Here is an 18,506-nt window from a genome sequence, read left to right as displayed (position 1 = left end):
GATCCACTGCCGCAAGCGGGCCAACATCGTTCGAATGAAAACGCAAAGCGCGCTCGTCGCGAACAACGACCAATTCCTGCGCGACTTGCAGTTGTTCTGCATCGTCGCGCGGCGTTCGAGCTTCATCGCCGCCGCGACCGAGACCGGCATCTCGCCGGCGCACGTCAGCAAGCGCATTGCGATGCTGGAGACGAGTCTCGGCGTCAGGCTCTTCACGCGCACGACGCGCCGCGTGTCCATCACGAGCGACGGTGAAGCGGCGTTCCAATGGGCGCAAAAGATTCTCGACGACGTCCAGGGCATGGCCGACGCCTTCGCCGGCCTCGACGATCCGCGCGGCGTCTTGCGGATCGGCACGAGTCTGCGGCTCGGGCGCGAGCATGTTTCGCCCGCGCTCACCTTGCTACGGCGTCGCCATCCGGGGCTGGAAATCTGGCTCGAACTGCTCGACCGGCGCGTCGATCTCGTCGGCGAGAACTTCGATATCGACATTCCCGTCGGCGAAGTGCTGGAGCCGCATCTGATCGCGCACAAGATCGTCGACAGTTTTCGCGTGCTCGCCGCCGCGCCCGCGTATCTCGAACGGCGCGGCACGCCTAGAACGCTGGCCGAACTGGCGCATCACGATTGCCTGCTGTTTCGCGGGCGCGATCAGCGTTTCGGCGTCTGGCGGCTCGCCGGGCCGAACGGCGAGGAAAGCGTCAAAGTGACCGGGCCGATTGCTTCGAACCACAGCGACATCGTGCGGCAGTGGGCCGAGGAAGGTTTCGGCATCGTGATGTGCTCGATCTGGGACGCCGCCGGCAGTCTTCAAAACGGCCGTCTCGTGCCCGTTCTGCCGGCTTATCGGCAGCGCGCGGACGTGTGGGCGGTGACGTCGGCGCGCTCGTCGCATTCGGCGAAGATTCGCGTGTGCATCGAGTTTCTCAGACAGCAATTGACGAGCGGACCTTACTCGCTCGTTACATCGGGCGTCGCGGGGTTCTGAAGCGCTTCGTCGTAGCGTCGTTCTTCATCGCCTGCTGCTCGCCCGCTCGATCCCGTCCAGCAAGCCTTCAGCGGCGCCGCCCAAGCGCCAAAGCCAACCTTACAGAATCTTACGTTGCGCCGCCGTCACAAAAAGGGGCAAAAAGACCCGTCGCGAAACTAGGATATTTCCAAATGTTTCTGAGACATGTAATGATACTGATTCGCATTTAACACCATCGCGCTGATAGGTTGACTCAATGAAGCCCGTCGAGCGCGACGTGCGCTCTCAGGGCGCCGCCGCCGGTTCTTTCTCGACGACGTCGCCCGCCTTCGCCTCGATCTCGGATCGGTCAACGTCGGCAGTCGAAAACCCGCTTCGCTGCCGATTTGAATTTCACTAACAAGCATCGGGAAAACGACATGTTGAGAAAGACGCCGCTTGCTGCGGCATTGGTGACTATTGCCGCCGTGCCCATGGCCGCGCCGCTTTACGCCCAGACCGCCCCGCAATCCGCACAAGCCGCACCGCAAGACACGCCCTCCGCCGCCGCACCCGAAACCGCGACCCTGCCCGCCGTCAAGGTGACGGGTCAGGCCGACGCGCCCGACTTCCAGCCGGAGATGTCGAGCGTCGGCGCAAAGGTGCCGACCGCGCTGCGCGACATTCCGCAAGCCGTCGTCGTGGTGCCGAAGGCGGTGCTGCAATCGCAGGCCGTGAGCTCTTTCTCCGATGCGCTGCGCAACGTGCCCGGCGTCACGCTCGGCGCGGCCGAAGGCGGCCAGATCGGCAACAACATCAACCTGCGCGGCTTCTCGGCGCGCACCGACATCTATCTCGACGGCTTCCGCGATCGCGGCCAGTACTATCGCGATACGTTCAATCTGGAATCGATCGACGTGCTGTACGGGCCGTCGTCGCTGTACTTCGGGCGCGGTTCGACGGGCGGCGTCATCAATCAGGTCAGCAAGCAGCCGACGCTGAATCCGCGCGCCGATGTCTCGCTGCAAGCCGGCACGCACGACCGCTATCGCACGACGGTCGATATCAATCAGCCGATGACGGATACCTCCGCGTTCCGCATCAACGCGTTCGGCCAGTCGATGGGCTCGACGCGCGACGAGATGATCAACAAGGACTACGGCATCGCGCCCGAAGTGAAATTCGGCATCGGCACGCCGACGCAGGTGACGTTGTCGGCGCTGATCCAGCACAACCGCGATCAGCCCGACTACGGCATTCCGCCGTTGAACGGCCATCCCGCGCCCGTCGATACGAAGACCTTCTACGGCTTCACCGACGACCGCACGATTCAGGATGTGCAGACGGTGAACGCGCGCATCGAACATCGCTTCGACGACATGTTCACGCTGCGCAACCAGACGCAGTTCAGCCACTACAGCACCGAAGCGCGCGCGACCAACGCGGCGGCCGTGCTGACGGGCCCGCTCGGCACGTCGCCCGCGCTCTCGAACGGCAATTACACGACGCTGCCGCTCTCGTCGCTCTTCGTGCGTCTGCAAGGCAAGGACCGCACCATCAACGATCACTCGGTCTACAACACGACCGACGTTCAAGGCAAGTTCGCGACCGGCCCCTTGAAGCACGACATGCTCGCGGGCGTCGATCTGAGTCACGAAACGTATAGCAACCAGACCTTCACGGCGACCACGCCGGGTCTGCCGTCGAACACGCTCGCCATCGTGCCGCTCGTGGATCCGGCGTATGTGCCGCGTCCGGCGAACTATCGCGAAGTGGCGACCAATCTCGCGGAGTCGAGCGCGAACGGCATCGGCGTCTATTTGAACGACACCATCTCGATCGGCGAGCACTGGAAGTGGATCGGCGGCGTGCGCTGGGACCGCTATGAAGCGGCGATCAACAACTCGATCAATCAGCCCGGCTACGCGACACAGACGAACTATTTCACGAGCGTGCGCACAGGCGTCGTATGGCAGCCGACGGACTGGCAGTCGTACTACGTCTCTTACGGCACGTCGTTCGATCCGTCGCTCGAAGCGCTCACGCTCACCAACGGCCAGCAAAACCTGCCGCCCGAGCACAACAAGTCCTATGAAATCGGCTCGAAGTGGGATCTGCTGAACGGCGGCCTGTCGATCACGCAATCGCTCTTCAACATCGAGAAGACCAATGCGCGCACGCTCGCTTCGGACGGCAGCTATTCACTCGATGGCGACGTGCGCGTGCGCGGCTATCAGCTCGGCATCGCCGGCCACATCACGCGGCAATGGCAGATGTTCGGCGGCTACACGTACATGGATGGCACCATCCTGAAGGCATTCGACGGCACGCAAGGCAACACGCCCGCCAACACGCCGAAGCACATGTTGACGCTGTGGACGACGTACGACTTCACGCCCGTATGGCAGATCGGCGGCGGGCCTTCGTATGTATCGTCGCGCTACGCGGCGAACAACAATCTCGTTCAAGCGGGCGGCTACGTGCGCTGGGACGCGATGGCCGCATATCATCAGAAGCGCTACGATATCCAGTTCAACGTGCAGAACCTGTTCGACAAGAAGTACTACGACGCCCTGATTCCGTCCGATGGCGGACGCGCGGTGCCGGGTCTCGGCCGCACGTTCATCGCGACGTTGAATTACCGCTTCCGTTGATGTGATGTGATGCGAATGCGCGCGCCATGCGACTCATGGCGCGCGCTCGCGAAGGCAATAACAATGATCCTCTCGATACCGAACGTGCTCTCCCCCGAGGACGCCGCCGCAATGCGCGCGCGTCTCGAAGCAAGCGACTCCTGGGTCGATGGCCGCGCGACCGCGGGCTATCAGGGCGCGCCGGTCAAGCGCAACATGCAGATCGCGGAAGGCTCGCCGATCGCGCTCGAACTCGGCGACGCGCTCGTCGGCGTGCTGGAGCGTCATCCGCTTTTCATCAGCGCGGTGCTGCCCAATCGCGTGTATCCGCCGCTTTTCAATCGCTATGAAGGCGGCATGCATTTCGGCAGTCATGTCGATGGCGCGATCCGCATCGTGCCGGGGCATGGCGCGCGCGTGCGTACCGATGTATCGATCACGCTCTTTCTCACGCCGCCCGACGAATACGACGGCGGCGAGCTCATCATCGAAGACACGTACGGCGTGCAGGAAGTGAAGCTGCCCGCGGGACATGCGATCGTCTATCCCGCGACGAGCCTGCATCAGGTGCGGCCCGTCACGCGCGGCGCACGCGTGTCGAGTTTCTTCTGGGCGCAAAGCCTCGTGCGCGACGATGCGCAACGCGCGCTGCTCTTCGATCTCGACAACTCCATTCAACGCCTGAATGCGACCAACGGCGACGAAAGCGCGAAACGCACGCTCGTCGGCTGCTATCACAACCTGTTGCGCATGTGGAGCGATACGTGATTCACGCGGCGCGCAGAACCTTCGATGGCGTTCGGCCCACTTCCGCGAGCAACGCTTCATCGCGCGCGATCACGTCGGGAAGATGCGCGCGCAGGAATTCGACCCACGTACGCGTCTTCGCATCGACGAACTTGCGCGACGCATAGAGCGCATAGAGATTCGTGCGCTGCAGCGTGTGCTGCGGCAGCACGCGCACGAGCGAGCCATTGCGCAAGCCTTCGATCGCAGCATAGAGCGGCAACATGCCGATGCCCATGCCTTCGCGAATCGCGACGACGAGCGATTCCGCGATGTTCACCTGCACCGTTCCGCTGATCTGCATCGTCTCGCGGCCTTCCGGCCCTTCGAGCGTCCACTCGCGCGCGGGAAACGCGGGCGTCTGCAGCGTGAGGCAATCGTGTTGCGCGAGATCGGCGGGCACGTCGGGCGCGCCGCGCGAACGTATGTATTCCGGCGACGCGCACAGAATGCTGAAGGTCTCGCCCAGCTTGTGCGAAATCACTTCGGAATCCGACAGCGCGCCCGCCGACACCACCGCTACGTCGCTGCTGCCTTCGAAGAGATCGGGCATGCGCTGCGATAGCGTGAGTTCGACTTTCACATCGGGATAGAGCGCGCGATATCGCGCGATCGCAGGCAATATGTAATGTTGTCCGACGCTCGCGAAACTGGACATGCGCAACGTGCCCGTCGGATGCTCATACGCGCAGCTTGCTTCTTCTTCGGCGCCGTCGATATCGGCGAGAATCTGCCGCACGCGCTTCAGATAACGCTCGCCCGCCGATGTCAGCGCGAGACGCCGCGTGGAGCGGTTCATCAGGCGCGTGCGCAAATGGGCTTCGAGTTCGGATACGGCGCGCGACATCGCGCCGGTCGTCGAGTTCATCGACTGAGCCGCAGCCGTGAAGCTGCCGGCTTCGATCACGCGAGTGAAAACCCGCATGTTCTGTAGGGTGTCCATCAAACCGTCACATTCACTTCGGAAGCGCTATTGTCCGCCTTGGCGCGCGATCGATTGTTGTTGAATCAGGAAAGAATGTTCCCTGATTTGCACATTAATCCGCCCGGTCCGCTTGCCTACAATCGGCGCCTTCATGACGAGAGGACTATCGGCGGTCAGCATGTCGCTCCAGCAAGCACGCCTGTCGATGCGCGACTGGCTCGTCACCGATGGCCACGTCTGGCTGCATCTCGCGAAGACCTTGCTGGCCGCGTTCATCGCGATGAGCATCGCGATGCGGCTGGAATTGCCGCAGCCGCGCGTCGCGATGACGACCACCTTCGTCCTGATGCAGCCGTTCTCCGGCATGGTGCTCGCGAAGAGCGTCTATCGTTTCGCGGGCACGGCGCTCGGCATGATCGCCGCGCTCGCGCTCGGCGCCGTGTTCGTGCAACAGCCCGAGCTCCATGCGCTCGCGCTGACGATATGGGTCGCGGCGTGCACCGCGCTCGCCGTGCGTTACCGGCACTTTCGCTGGTATGGCTTCGTGCTCGCGGGCTATACGGCTGCGCTGATCGGCATTCCCGCCGTCACCGATCCGAACAGCCTGCTCATCGCAACGCTCACGCGCGGTGCGGAAGTGATGCTCGGCATCGTGTGTTCGAGCGTGGTGAGCGCGCTCGTGTTTCCGCGTCATGCGAGCGCGACGCTCACGCAGTCGCTCGATGCGCGCCGGATGCGTTTCGCCGCATTCGCCGCCGACGTATTGCGCGGACGTCTTTCGCGTATCGCGCGCGAACGCCGCTTCGCCGATTTCGTCGATGAGATCGTCGGCTTCGAAGCGACGCGTGGTTTCGCCACGTATGAGTCGCCCGCGATGCGTCAGGGCAACGGCAAGCTGGCGCAACTGAACAGCGCCTTCATGAACGCATGCGCGCGCCTGCATGCGCTCGATCAATCGATGAAGCGCCTGCGCGCGAGCGATGCACTCGCGCCCTTCTTCGAAGAGCTTGCGCAGATCTTCGAACGCGAAGCGCTGAAGGAACATCTGGAGCGCTACAAAGCGACGCTGCCGAAACGCCTGCGCGATGCACAACGCGCGCTCCCTCACACCGATCACGCGACGCAACTCGATTTCACGACATCGGCGGAGCTGCTGTATCGCTTCATCGCCGATACGATTCGCTATCTGTCGATTCCGAACCATCGCGCGGCGCCGCGATACGACGCGCGGACCAGCCGCTTCGTCGTCGTCGCGACCTTCATGCGTACAGGCATCGTGATCGCGGCGACGGCCTGGTTCTGGATCGTGACGGCGTGGCCGAGCGGAGGCTACGCCGTCATCGGCGCGACGCTCGCGTGCGCGTTGTCGTCGGCATTGGCGCGGCCTTCGAAATTCATCGCGCAGATGGCCGCGGGTGCGGCGCTCGCGATCGTCATCGGATATGCATATCTGTGTCGCGTGTATCCGGCGATCGACGGCCTGGCGCTCCTGTGCGCGATGCTCGCGCCGCCGCTCGCGGCAGGCGCTTTTCTCGCGATGCGTCCGTCGAGCGCGGGCTATGGCATCGGCTTCTGCGTGTTCTTCTGCCTGCTCGCCGCGCCCGACAATCGCATCGTCTACGATCCGGGCCTGTTGCTGAACAACGGCGTTGCCGTTCTCGTCGCGATGCTCGGCGCGGCCATCGCGTGCGCGGTCATCGTGCCGCCACGCACGCGTTGGCTCGTCGGCAAGACGCTCGCGCAATTGCGCGCGCAAGCGGCGCTCGCATGCGAAGGCAAGCTCGCGGGACTCGGCGAGCGCTTCCATTCGGGCACGCACGATCTGATGTCGCAATTGCGCGCCTTGCTCACGCGACGCTCGCGTGAACATCGGCATGCGCTTTTGTGGATGCTCGTCACGCTCGAAGTCGGACAAGCGATGATCGATCTTCGGCGCGACTCCCGCGCGCTGCATACGGCGTGCTTTCCCGATGCATTGCGCATCGCGTGGAGCACGTCGCTCGCGCGTGTGCTGCGCGATATCGCCGTGCTGTTCCGCACGCCGGATAGCCGGACGCTGCGTCGCGCGATAGCTTCGGTCGTCGCGTCGATCGTGATCGCAGAAGACATGCTCGAACGCACGCGCGACGAACGCAACGCGCGGCGCGAGGTGCAGCGCGTGCTCGCGTGCCTGCACTTCGTCCGCACGGCGCTGGTGGATCCGGATGCGCCCTTCGACGCGCATCGCTGAACGCATCCTTCCTCGCCATGCAAAGCTGACTTCCTGGTCCGGCGATTAATCCACGGCGTCGCGCGTCTTATAGTCGAATCGATTTTTCGCCAGCGCGCTCTTTTGCCGCACTTTCATGGCGCGTGCGAACGCGCTCGCGTGCATCGATTTGGACAAAGCGCAATGTCGCACGGCATTGGAACAATGTCTTTCAACGTTGCGATTTCGACGGCAAACCGCGCTACCTATAATCGCCTTCGGTTAAACGAAGCTCTTGAAGATAGACGTCGATGTACGAAGATCGTATTCGCTGTGCCGCGTTGCGCGGAAAAATCACCACGGCCGCCGAAGCGGCTCAACTCGTTCGCGACGGTATGATCGTCGGCGCAAGCGGCTTTACGCGCGCGGGTGACGCGAAAGCCGTGCCGCTCGAAATCGCGCGCCGCGCCCGCGAGGAAGACGAACCGTTGCGTATCACGCTCATGACGGGCGCATCGCTCGGTCATGACACGGACCGCATCCTGACCGAAGCCGGTGCGATTGCGCGACGCCTGCCGTTTCAGGTCGACACGACCTTGCGCCGCGCGATCAACCGCGGCGACGTAATGTTCGTCGATCAACACCTGTCGGAGACGGTCGAACTGCTGCGCGCGAATCGCCTCGGCAAGCTCGACCTCGCGATCGTCGAAGCAGCCGCGATCACCGAGAGCGGCGGCATCGTGCCGACGACCTCGGTCGGCAATACCGCGAGCTTCGCGATCCTCGCCGAACGCGTGATCGTCGAGATCAATCTGGCGCAGCCGCTCTCGCTCGAAGGCCTGCACGACATCTGGATTCCCGAGCGCCGTCCCGCGCGCGAAGCGCTGCCGATCGTGCGCCCGCATGACCGGATCGGCGCGGCCGCCATCGAGATTCCGATCGAGAAGATCGCCGCGATCGTCATCACCGACAAGCCGGACAGCGCATCCACCGTGTTGCCCGCCGACCAGGACACGGCGTTGATCGCCGGTCATCTCATCGAGTTCTTTCAGCATGAAGTCTCGCGCGGGCGTCTGCCGAAACAGTTGCCGCCGTTGCAGGCCGGCATCGGCACCATTGCGAACGCTGTGCTGTCGGGGTTCGCGGCGTCGCCGTTCGAAGCGCTGACGATCTATTCCGAAGTGCTGCAAGACTCGACCTTCGATCTGCTCGACTCAGGCAAGGCGACGTTCGCATCGGGCGCGTCGATCACGCTGTCCGCGCAACGGCAGGAGAAAGTGTTCAACGAGATCGAACGCTATCGCGACCGGCTCGTGCTGCGGCCGCAGGAAGTGAGCAATCATCCTGAAGTGATTCGGCGTCTCGGTCTCATCGCGATCAACACGGCGCTCGAAGCCGACATCTACGGCAACGTGAATTCGACGCACGTCGGCGGCACGCACATGATGAACGGCATCGGCGGCTCGGGCGACTTCGCGCGCAATGCGGCGTATGCGGTGTTCGCGACGAAATCGGTCGCGAAGGACGGCCGTATCTCGAGCATCGTGCCGATGGTGCCCCATTGCGACCACAACGAGCACGATGTCGATATCGTCGTGACCGAACGCGGGCTCGCCAACCTCACCGGCCTCGCGCCACGCGAACGCGCGATGAGCGTGATCGAGCACTGCGCGCATCCGCTCTATCGCGATCTTTTGCGCGACTATTACCGCGATGCAGCAGCGCTCGGCGGACATACGCCGCATCGTCTCGATCAGGCGTTTTCGTTCCACACGCGCTTCGCAGCGAGCGGTTCGATGCTGCCTTGATGCACATTCGCGCGCGCGTTGCTGCGCCGCGAAAACGAATGCGGGGCGCCAACGAAGCCGCTAAACGAAGATTAGGCGCACAATGGCGGGAGCCCGCTTGGGCTGGCGAACAGGAGGAGCATCATGACCGCCATCACCTGGGTTCTCGCCGCCGACGGCAGCCGTGCCCGGATCTTCGAAACGCAGGGATTGAAGCTGGATTTGCGGCAAGTCGAGGACCTCAGGAACCCCGCGCCGCGCGCGACCGAAACGGCAGAAATGGATCGTGAGAAGTTCGCGCGGGCCGTCGCGGATTATCTCGAACGGAGCCGCTTGCATCAACGATTCGACCGGCTGCGTCTCGCGGTCGAGCCAAGATTTTTGGGCCTCTTGCGTCAATATCTGAGCGTCGAAACGCTCAAGCTCGTCTACGAAGAAGCCGATAACGACGCGTCGAAGTTCGGCACGCGCGATATCGGCCGTCAACTGAACCGGCCCTGAACGACGCTTGCGGTGCGTCGTGTTTCATCGCGAAACACGACGCACCTGCCGTCACGCCGCCGGCGTGATGTTCTGATTGCTGCGGAACAGGTTATCCGGATCGTAGCGCCGCTTCACTTCGGCGAGCCGCTCGTAATTCGGACCATACGCCGCTCTCACACGGTCTCCTTCTTCTCCCGTCATGAAGTTCACGTAGACGCTGCCGATTGCATGCGGCGTCATCGCGGAGAACATGTCGCGCGCCCACTTCGTGCACTTCTCGTCGTCCGCGGCCTCGCTCCAGCGGCCGTGAATGTTGATCGTGTAGATCGAATCGCGATTCGCATAAGCGGTTGCATCGACCGGCACGCGATTCGTCTGCCCGCCCATCGCGCCGATGAAGACCTCGCACTGCGTCGACGGAAGCGACTTCACCGCATTCGTCAGGATGTCGAAGGTTGCGTCGTTCAGACTCGCGAAGTTGTGCGATTTCCAGTAGTTGCGCTCACCCGGCGTGAGCAGCGGATCGAATGCCTTCTGCCATGCTGCGAACGGCATCGCGCCGAGATGTTCGCCATAGGGCGTGCCGAAGCTGCGTACGGGCGCGAGCGCCCTTTCGCCGTTTTCGACCGGGCCGACATAGCAACTCGCCAACACGACCACGGGCTTGCCGTGCGCGTCCTCGGGAAGAAACGGCAGCGGCGGCGCGAGACGCAGCACGGCCCACACGGTGAGCTCGTCGGGACATTGCGCGACGAACTCGCGATACTTCGGCAGAACCTCATTCGCCTGTTCGAGCGGAAAGACGACGAGGCCGCCGTATATCTGCGGACCGACTTCATGCAGCTGATATTCGAAGAGCGTCACGACGCCGAAGTTGCCGCCGCCGCCGCGCAATGCCCAGAAGAGATCGGGCTCGCTGTCCGCGCTCACGCGGCGCCAGGTGCCGTCGGCCGTGACGATCTCCGCTGCGACGAGATTGTCGACTGTCACGCCGAACTTGCGGCTGATCCAGCCGAAGCCGCCACCGAGCGTGAGACCGGCGACGCCCGTCGTCGAGTTGATGCCGAGCGGTGTCGCGAGGCCGAATGCCTGCGCTTCGTGATCGAAGTCGGAGAGCAGCGCGCCGGGCTCGACATAGGCGCGCTTCGCTTGCGGATCGATACGCACGGACTTCAGCGCGGAGAGATCGATCATCAAGGCGTCGTCGCTGACTGCGCTGCCCGCGATGTTGTGCGATCCGCCGCGAATCGAAACGAGTACGCCCTGCTCGCGCGCGAACGCTAGCGCGGCGATGACGTCGGCCGCGCCGGCGCAACGCACGATGAGCGCGGGGCGCCTGTCGATAGTCGCGTTCCAGACCTTGCGCGCTTCGTCGTAATCGGAATCCGACGGTGTGATGAGCCTGCCTCGCACCGACGCCTTGAGGGTGTCGATCGCTTCGCCTGAAATGTTGCTCATTGTGAGACCTCGCTGCTATATGAAGCGCCGCGACGTGTCCGACCCTGCCAGTTGGTACGCGAAAGCGCAAGGAACCCGCCATCGGATCGTGCGTGGCATGTCGATCGGATGCACGTCGGAGAAATCACGAGAACGGGGATGAATTGCAACAAGCGGACGCTTCGGCCCGCCTGTTGATTTAATGCCTTGATTTACGCGATGTAAAGTGCCCGAGCAGTTAAATCGTGCATGCGATCTAGCATGTATCGGACAAAGTTGCCGATGCGGCGAGCGAGTGGATACAGTGCTTCATGGCTTTGCTGTGTATTCCTTATTTAACGATCATCTATTAAGGAAACGACGGTTTAATCGGCGAAAAAAAACGCGCCGATGATTCGGCGCGTTGTCGCTTCTCGCGTTATGTCCCGGTCAGTCCGTTCCGTATTTCGGCGAGCGTGGCCCATACAGCAGACCGTTCGATCCACCCGTTGCCAGCAAGCGCTGACTAGTGAGTCCCGCAACGGCCCATGACTTGTCGCTGGTGACATTCACGACATGCGTGACAGCAGCTTGCGCAAGCGCGCCAATGAGACCGGACCCGACGCTCACGTTCGTGCCGACCTCCTTGCCATTCGCCGTGGCCGAACCGCTCCAAAGCGTTTCGCCTGAGCGCAGATCGACGAGCTTCGCCGCGGCCGTGACCTGAGTCGTGCTCGCGACCACTTGATACGACGAGCCGTATGCGGTGATCTTCGTGTACAACGCTGCGTCCGCGCCGAAAATGCTGCGCAGCTTCGCCGCCGAAACGTCCTGAATGTCGTTTGCAGTCGTCAGACCGTTGTGCCTGAAGGTCTCTTCCATCTCGGCGACCGGCACGACGTAGTAACCGCCCTCGGCGAGCGGCATCGTCATCTGGGACAGCATGCCGTAGGTCGCGCCGACATCCTTCGAGTCGTTGACAGGCGGAAGAACGAGAATCGAACGCGGCTTGCTGTTGCGGAACGCCGTGTAGTCCGTCTGGCTCGGCGAGCGCGAAGCGCATGCGGTCATCGTCAAGAGGATCGACAGCACCGCGATGAGTTTGCGGGAAATATTGAAAGTCATGGTCGGTGCTTACTGAAGTTTGCTCAACAGAAAATCCATATACGTAGACGACTCGGGAAAGCGCTCCTTTTCCTCGGTCAATTGCTGACGAGCCTCGGCGCCCTTGCCCACGGTCGCGTACAACATGCCGAGATGCGCGCGAAAGCCCGGAGGCAATGTCTTGTCCTTTGCGAAGACCTTCTCGCGGGCCGCTTCGAGTGCGGCGATCTGGTCGGACGGACTCGTTTGTCCCTTGAAGTATTCGTAGACCTGCGGCTGATAGCCGTCCCATTGATAAAGCGACGTGGTCTGTGTTGCGCAACCCGTCAGCAGCGAGCACGCCACCGCGACCGGCAGCGCGAAGCCGGTCAGTTTGTGAATCTTGACGATCATGTTGTTGTTCGGATGAAAACGAGTGGAATTACTTTGCGGCCGGCAGGGCGCCGGCATCGACTTGTTCGGCCAGGTGATTGACCGCTTCGCTGATCGCAAGATCGAGCACCTTGCCATTGAGCGTGGAGTCATAGCTCGACGTTCCGCCGAAGCCAATCACTTCGCGGCTCGACAAACTGAATTCACCGGCGCCCTGGCTCGACGTCACGATCTCGGACGTGGCGATATCGACGATATTGAGGCTGACCTTCGCATAGGCCACCTGAGTCTTCCCGCGTCCGAGAATGCCGAACAATTGCTGATCGCCGACATCCTTGCGGCCGAACTCCGTCACGTCGCCGGTGATGATGTAATTCGCGCCTCGAATCGACTGCGCCTTGTTCGCGAACCCGGCTTCCTGTTTCGTTTCGCCAAGGTTGTCGCGATCCAGCACGGTGAAGCGTCGGCTTTGCTGCAAGGCCGTGGCGAGGATGGTCTTCGCCTGACTGCCGAGGCGATCGACGCCATCCGAGAACACGCCACGCATGTAATTCGAGCGATTGTCGAACTTGCCGATGGCGACGGGCACGGGCTTGCCCGCGAACGGCTTCTGGGAACTCGCGACGGCGGGAACCGCAACCGAGTGCGACGCCTCGGTCGCGCAACCGCCAAACAAAACTGCAACGGACGCGACCGCAACCGCGATCGCCAGGCGCCCTTTGATAACGCTCATGAATTGCCTCCAAAACGTCGAATCTTGAAAACACCTGCCGTCAGACAGGTGCTTTCGAAAAATCGACAATTATTTGGCAATTCAAATCTTTCAAAAAGAAGGACAGTTCCTAAAAATGAGTGCCGAGGGGAACGCCTGAGACGATTTGTTGAGAATTGATAAAAGGCCGCCAATCCCCACGGTCCCTACGCTCTCTCCAGCACCGCCATCTCCCTCACGACCACCAGCAGCATCGATAAACTCGCGCCGCCGCTCGCCCGCAATTCGGCCAGCAAGCGCGTGTACCGATCCAGCGCGTCCTGCCGTTTCGCGCGCCAGCTCTCGACGATCACATCCGGCGCATCGATGCCGCGCGACTGTTCGAGCGCGCTCACCGTCAGCGCGCGCTTCAATCGCGCGAGCTCTTCCAGCGCCGCCGCGCGCGCGAGCAAGTCCCAGTGCGTCGTGATCGGCAGTGCCATCGCCCGTTCGGCGATGCCGCGATAATCGAGCAACGTGCCGATGCCGAAATACACGCTCGCCACCAGTTCCAGGCCGCGCCCGGAACACGCCGCCACTTCCGCGCTGTCGAGCACGGCGGTCGCGATCTCGCCGCTCGCGACGCGCGCCGCGAGACTGCTCTCGACGCCCGCATCCTCCAGATCGCGCCGCCGCGCGTACCACGCGTCGAGCTGCGTCGCGGGCAAGAGCGCCGGCAGTTGCGGCGCGAGTCGAAGCGCCGCCTCGCGGCAACGCGCGAGCAAACCCTTCGCCTCGTTCGAGCCCGATCCGTTGTGCTTCAGATGACGCAGGAACCACAGCGACGTATCGTCGAGCAGACGCACGACATCGACGAACATGCGCGCCTGCACTTCATCCGCGACGATGTTGTCGAGTCCGTCGATGCTGCGCCACAAATCGTCGAGATCGAAGACATCGCGCGACATCAGCGCCGCGCGCACGATATCGCTCGGGCGCGCATCGGTCTCTTCCATCAGCCGATGCACGAACGTACAGCCCACACGATTCACGAGCGCGTTCGTCAGATGCGTCGCGAGAATCTCGCGCTTCAGCGGATGGCGCTGCATCGTCTCGCTATAGCGCTGCTGCAAGGGCTTCGGGAAATACTCGGGCAGCATGTCCGCGACGAGCGCGTCTTCGGGCACGTCCGATTCGAGCAGTTCGTCGTAGAGCCACATCTTGCCGTACGCGAGCAGCACCGCGCGTTCTGGCGACGTCAGCCCCGACTTCGCCGCCGCGCGCTCGTTGATGTCGTCGTCGTTCGGCAGGAACTCGATACGCCGCTTCAGGCGCCCGGCGCGTTCGAGGAAGCGCATCATGCGGGCTTCGGCGTCGAGCGTTTCGGCGACATGGCGCTTTGCGATCGACAGCGCCTGCGTCTGCGCATAGTTGTCCTTCAGCACGAGCAGGCCGACTTCATCGGTCATTTCGGCGAGCAGCGCGTTGCGTTGCTTCTCGGTCATCTCGCCATCCGCGACGACGAGGCCGAGCAGAATCTTGATGTTGACCTCGTGATCCGAACAGTCGACGCCCGCCGAGTTATCGATGGCATCCGTATTGATGCGGCCGCCCTTCTGCGCGAACTCGATGCGCCCCAGTTGCGTGAGCCCGAGATTGCCGCCTTCCGCGACGACCTTCACGCGCAGTTCCGCGCCGTTCACGCGCACGCCATCATTCGTTCGATCGCCGACTTGCTGATGCGTCTCCGCGCTCGACTTCACATACGTCCCGACGCCGCCGTTATAGAGCAGATCCGCCTCGGCCAGCAGGATCGCGCGGATCAGTTCGTTCGGCGCGAGCACCGATGCGCTGATGCCGAGCGCCGCCTGCACTTGCGGCGAGATCGGAATCGACTTCGCCGTGCGCGGATAGACGCCGCCGCCCGTCGAGATCAATGCGGGATCGTAGTCGGCCCAGCTGGAGCGCGGCAGCGCGAAAAGACGCGCGCGCTCATCGAAGCTCGTGGCCGCATCGGGCGTCGGATCGAGAAACACATGCCGATGATCGAACGCCGCAATCAGCCTGATATGGCGCGACAGCAGCATGCCGTTGCCGAAGACGTCGCCGGACATGTCGCCGATGCCGACCACGGTGAAATCGGTCGTCTGCGTATCGAAGTTCATCTCGCGGAAATGCCGCTTCACCGATTCCCACGCACCGCGCGCCGTGATGCCCATCTTCTTGTGGTCGTAGCCGACCGACCCGCCGGACGCGAAGGCATCGTCGAGCCAGAAGCCGTATTCGTGCGCGATCGCGTTCGCGTAGTCGGAGAACGTGGCCGTGCCCTTGTCGGCGGCGACGACGAGATACGGATCGTCGGGATCGTGGCGCACGACATCGGGCGGCGGCACGATGCCATCGGGCGTGCGGTTGTCGGTCACGTCGAGCAGGCCGCGCAGGAACATCTGATAACACGCGACGCCTTCATTGAGAAACGCTTCCCGATCCGATACGGGCGGCGGATTCTTCACGACAAAGCCGCCTTTCGATCCGACCGGCACGATTACCGTGTTCTTCACCATCTGCGCTTTCATGAGGCCGAGCACTTCGGTGCGGAAATCCTCGCGCCGGTCCGACCAGCGCAGCCCGCCGCGCGCAACGCGTCCGCCGCGCAAATGCACGCCCTCGACGCGCGGCGCATAGACCCAGATTTCGAACATCGGCTTCGGCTCGGGCAAGCCCGGCACTTTCGACGGATCGAGCTTGAATGACACATACGGACGCGGCTGGCCTTGCGCATCGCGATGGAAATGATTGGTTCGCACCGTCGCCGTGATGACGCCCAGAAACTGACGCAGGATGCGGTCTTCGTCGAGATTCGGCACCTTGTCGAGCGCGGCTTCGATATCGGCGAGCACGCGTTCGGCGGCCTTGTCGCGATCTTCCGCCGAGCCGCCGCGCGCCGGATCGAAACGCACCATGAAGAGTTGCAGCAGCTTCTTCGCGATCAGCGGATTGCCGATCAGCGCGCGCTCGATATACGCATCGCTGAAGGTCGAGCCAACCTGCCGCAGATATTTCGCATAGGCGCGCATGATCGTCACGTCGCGCGCGCCGAACTCCGCGCGCAGAACGAGACGGTTGTAGTCGTCGTTCTCGATCTCGCCCGACCACACGCTCGCGAACGCGTTTTCGAAGAGCGGCTTCACGCGATCGATATCGAATTCCACGTCGTCCTGCAACTCCAGCCCGAAATCGTGGATCCACGCATTCGGCGCGCCGGTCGGCTCGATCAGATACGGCCGCTCTTCATCGACACGCACGCCGAGATGCTCCAGCATCGGCAGGCTGTGCGACAGCGCGATCGGATCGCCGACGCGATACACCTTGAAGCGAAACGCGCGGCGTCCGGCTTCGATCGGCCGGTACAGGCTCATCGACAAGCCGCCGGGCCGCGTATGCGTCGCCTCGATCAATTCGATGTCGCGCACCGCCGTGCGCGCCGGATAGTCCTCGCGATAACCCGCCGGGAACGAATCGGCATAACGCTGCAGGAGCCGGTTGCCCGCTTCCTCGCCGTGACTGTCGATGAGCGCATCGGCGAGATCGTCCTGCCAGCGGCGCGCGACCTGCACGACGCGCGCTTCGAGTTCGCGGGTATCGACTTCGGGCATCGCGCCTCTGTCCGCACGCACGACGATATGAATGCGCGCGAGCGGCGATTCGGACAGGAGCGGCGTGAACTCGATGCTCTTGCCGTTGAACGCTTCCATCAACACACGGCTGATGCGGCGGCGCAAGTCGGTGTTGAACTTGTCGCGCGGCACGAAGACGAGGCATGACACGAAGCGGTCGAAGCGGTCGCGCCGCACGAAAAGCCGCGTGCGCTGATGTTCCTGCAAACGCAGCACGCCGATGGCGATATCGAAGAGCACGTCTTCATCGGCCTGGAACAGTTCGTCGCGCGGATATTGTTCGAGCACCGTGATAAGCGACTTCGCCAGATGCCCCTTCGCGAGAAAGCCCGCGCGCCGCACGATGTTCGCGCATTTGCGGCGCACGATCGGGATCTCGGACGTGGGCACGAGATACGCCGTCGACGTATAGAGACCGAGGAAGCGCCGTTCGCCGATCACCTTGCCATCCGGCGACGTGCGCTTCACGCCGACATAGTCGAGATAGCCCGGCCGATGCACCGTCGCGCGCGAATTCGCCTTCGTCAGAAAGATCGGCGCCGCGCCTTCGATGATCGCGGCCGCGCCCGGCGGCAGCGGCGTCACGTCCCCGTCGGACGGCGCGCGCAAGGTTTCGCGCAAAATGCCGAGGCCCGAGCCGGCCACGCCGCGCAGCGCGAAGCCGCCTTCATGCTCGACGAGTTCGTAATCGCGGCAGCCGAGGAACGTGAAGTGATCGGCGACCATCCATTCGAGGAACGCGCGGGACTCGATGCCGTCGGGCGTCGTATCGCGCGCCTTCAGATCGTCTATCGCTACACGCGCGGCCTCGGTGACTTTCGGCCAGTCTTCGACCGCCGCGCGCACGTCGCCGAGCACGCGCGCGATGTTCTCGCGCACTTCGTCGAGACGCTCGCCGTCGCCGCAGCGATTGACTTCGAAATGGATGAACGATTCGAGCTCGGAGTTGCCGTCGCCCGCTTCGGCATGACCCTGACCGATGCGCTCGATCTCGCCCGTATGCGCGCCCTTGCTCGCGCGCCAGACGCGAAACACCGGATGAATCGCCGAATGCAGCGCGAGCCCCAGGCGGTTGAGTTCCATCGTCACCGAATCGACGAGAAACGGCATGTCGTCGTTGACGATCTCGACGACCGTGTGATCCGAATGCCAGCCGTGCTGCTCCAGATTCGGGTTGTAGACGCGCAGCACCTCGCGCCCCGGCACGAACTTCTGCGCGGTCTGCCAGTGCGCCATCGCGGCGCCGTAGAGATCGGCGACATCGCGGCTCGCGATATCCTCGACATCGACCTGCTCGTAGTAATAGCGAAGCAGCGGCTCGATGACCTTGAAGCTTGGCTCCGGCAATCGCCCTCTCGCGAACTCGAGAAGATCGTTGATGAGATGTTCGACCCGCGCTTCGTTCTTGACCAGCATGGTGTCCTCCCGAGGCTTTCGGTTGCGGTGCGATTGCGGCTCGCGCTTCGAATCAAGGAGATTATGCGCCGCCCCGGCG

12 protein-coding genes are annotated in these 18,506 nt (G+C 63.0%); 6 read left to right on the top strand and 6 right to left on the bottom strand.

Going from position 1 to position 18,506, the window contains the following annotated elements:
- Positions 1–34 precede the first annotated feature (34 nt).
- The 3 genes from QCE58_RS25255 to QCE58_RS25245 all read left to right on the top strand — a co-directional run bounded on the left by QCE58_RS25255 (position 35) and on the right by QCE58_RS25245 (position 4,350).
- On the top strand, positions 35–988 hold the full coding sequence (locus tag QCE58_RS25255) for a LysR family transcriptional regulator (protein ID WP_250521597.1): 954 nt from the start codon (positions 35–37) through the stop codon (positions 986–988).
- A gap of 401 nt (positions 989–1,389) precedes the next feature.
- Positions 1,390–3,603, top strand: a complete 2,214-nt coding sequence (locus QCE58_RS25250) for a TonB-dependent siderophore receptor (protein WP_175979196.1) — start codon at positions 1,390–1,392, stop codon at positions 3,601–3,603.
- A 63-nt stretch (positions 3,604–3,666) separates the two neighbouring features.
- Positions 3,667–4,350: a Fe2+-dependent dioxygenase gene (locus tag QCE58_RS25245; RefSeq protein WP_008353646.1), complete on the top strand. Its 684-nt coding sequence runs from the start codon at positions 3,667–3,669 to the stop codon at positions 4,348–4,350.
- Position 4,351: 1 nt separating this feature from the next.
- On the opposite strand, the gene QCE58_RS25240 is transcribed toward QCE58_RS25245, so the two are convergent.
- Positions 4,352–5,311, bottom strand: a complete 960-nt coding sequence (locus QCE58_RS25240; protein WP_033537142.1) for a LysR family transcriptional regulator — start codon at positions 5,309–5,311, stop codon at positions 4,352–4,354.
- 160 nt (positions 5,312–5,471) lie between these two features.
- Here QCE58_RS25240 and QCE58_RS25235 point away from each other — a divergent pair, with 160 nt between their 5' ends.
- The 3 genes from QCE58_RS25235 to QCE58_RS25225 all read left to right on the top strand — a co-directional run bounded on the left by QCE58_RS25235 (position 5,472) and on the right by QCE58_RS25225 (position 9,769).
- Positions 5,472–7,523 (top strand): FUSC family protein, encoded by a 2,052-nt coding sequence (locus QCE58_RS25235; protein WP_250521596.1) that lies wholly within the window; start codon positions 5,472–5,474, stop codon positions 7,521–7,523.
- A gap of 269 nt (positions 7,524–7,792) precedes the next feature.
- On the top strand, positions 7,793–9,289 hold the full coding sequence (locus tag QCE58_RS25230; protein WP_175979195.1) for an acetyl-CoA hydrolase/transferase family protein: 1,497 nt from the start codon (positions 7,793–7,795) through the stop codon (positions 9,287–9,289).
- 123 nt (positions 9,290–9,412) lie between these two features.
- Positions 9,413–9,769 carry a host attachment protein gene (locus QCE58_RS25225; RefSeq protein ID WP_250460406.1) on the top strand — a complete coding sequence of 119 codons (357 nt, stop codon included), beginning with the start codon at positions 9,413–9,415 and terminating at the stop codon, positions 9,767–9,769.
- 51 nt (positions 9,770–9,820) lie between these two features.
- On the opposite strand, the gene QCE58_RS25220 is transcribed toward QCE58_RS25225, so the two are convergent.
- From QCE58_RS25220 to QCE58_RS25200, 5 genes are all read right to left on the bottom strand, one after another.
- Positions 9,821–11,209 (bottom strand): FAD-binding oxidoreductase, encoded by a 1,389-nt coding sequence (locus QCE58_RS25220; RefSeq protein ID WP_250435635.1) that lies wholly within the window; start codon positions 11,207–11,209, stop codon positions 9,821–9,823.
- Positions 11,210–11,617: 408 nt separating this feature from the next.
- Positions 11,618–12,292 carry a DUF799 domain-containing protein gene (locus QCE58_RS25215; protein ID WP_250460241.1) on the bottom strand — a complete coding sequence of 225 codons (675 nt, stop codon included), beginning with the start codon at positions 12,290–12,292 and terminating at the stop codon, positions 11,618–11,620.
- A gap of 9 nt (positions 12,293–12,301) precedes the next feature.
- On the bottom strand, positions 12,302–12,664 hold the full coding sequence (locus QCE58_RS25210; protein ID WP_008353656.1) for a DUF4810 domain-containing protein: 363 nt from the start codon (positions 12,662–12,664) through the stop codon (positions 12,302–12,304).
- Between the two features lie 28 nt (positions 12,665–12,692).
- Positions 12,693–13,376 (bottom strand): CsgG/HfaB family protein, encoded by a 684-nt coding sequence (locus QCE58_RS25205; protein WP_175979191.1) that lies wholly within the window; start codon positions 13,374–13,376, stop codon positions 12,693–12,695.
- A gap of 185 nt (positions 13,377–13,561) precedes the next feature.
- The gene (locus QCE58_RS25200) at positions 13,562–18,427 is read right to left on the bottom strand and encodes an NAD-glutamate dehydrogenase (protein ID WP_250521591.1); all 4,866 of its coding nucleotides are present in this window, start codon (positions 18,425–18,427) and stop codon (positions 13,562–13,564) included.
- Positions 18,428–18,506: the final 79 nt, after the last annotated feature.

Origin of the sequence: Caballeronia sp. LZ028, from assembly GCF_031451415.1 — a bacterium.
GTDB lineage: Bacteria > Pseudomonadota > Gammaproteobacteria > Burkholderiales > Burkholderiaceae > Caballeronia > Caballeronia zhejiangensis.
This window is presented reverse-complemented; position numbering and strand designations above follow the sequence as displayed.